Consider the following 375-nt stretch of genomic DNA (forward strand, 5'->3'; position numbering starts at 1 on the left):
GCGAGCGCTTCAGGGTCACCGGTCTCTACGAGAACCGCGTGTTCGACGGCATTCCCGAGCTGCTCGAAGCCCTGGTCGGACGCGGCCACACGCTCTACGTCGCGACCAGCAAGCCCGGCGTGTTCGCCCGCGAGATCGCCCGCCACTTCGCCTTCGACCGTCACTTCAAGGCGATCTACGGCAGCGAGCTGGACGGCACGCGCACGCACAAGGACGAACTGATCCGCCATCTGCTCGACAGCGAAGGCCTGGCAGCGGAGCATTGCCTGATGATCGGCGACCGCATGCACGACCTGCTCGGCGCCAGCCGCAACGGTGTCGCCTGCATCGGCGTCGGCTACGGCTTCGGCAGCGAAGACGAACTGCGCGCGCACC

General features: G+C 67.5%; 1 protein-coding gene. It reads left to right on the forward strand.

The window, feature by feature from the left end; translation table 11 throughout:
* Positions 1–375 (forward strand): HAD hydrolase-like protein (locus tag FLO80_RS24240; protein WP_149187175.1); only part of this gene is annotated, 375 nt, incomplete at both ends.

Origin of the sequence: Aquicoccus porphyridii, assembly GCF_008369105.1 — a bacterium.
Classification (GTDB): Bacteria; Pseudomonadota; Alphaproteobacteria; order Rhodobacterales; family Rhodobacteraceae; genus Aquicoccus; species Aquicoccus porphyridii.